This is a genomic window from Vogesella mureinivorans (assembly GCF_007644035.1).
GTDB lineage: Bacteria > Pseudomonadota > Gammaproteobacteria > Burkholderiales > Chromobacteriaceae > Vogesella > Vogesella mureinivorans.
In genome coordinates this window covers 1-281 of record NZ_VMTV02000806.1, presented here as the reverse complement: position 1 = coordinate 281, position 281 = coordinate 1, and the positions used below count along the sequence as shown (strand labels likewise).

At 48.8% G+C, this 281-nt stretch carries 1 protein-coding gene; it reads left to right on the top strand.

What is annotated here, in order from left to right; all coding sequences use genetic code 11:
• Nucleotides 1-213: L-lactate permease (locus tag FLQ44_RS19730; protein WP_240801348.1), on the top strand; the 213-nt coding region annotated here is incomplete at its 5' end.
• Nucleotides 214-281: the final 68 nt, after the last annotated feature.

Here is a 281-nt window from a genome sequence, read left to right as displayed (position 1 = left end):
ATAAACACGGCGCCTGTTGCATTTGGTGCTATGGGAATTCCAATTATTGTTGCTGGTCAAGTTTCAGGTGTTGAAACACATGAAATCAGTCAGATGGTCGGACGCCAGTTGCCATTTATGGTGCCAATTGTACTGTTCTGGATTATGGCGATCATGGACGGATGGCGTTGTGTTAAAGAAACTTGGCCTGCGGTGATTGTTGGTGGTGGATGATACGGGTCGCTTGCTGGTGGCATCTTTGGCTGAGAGGATGGACATCCTGCACCCCAAGCTTGAGGAGT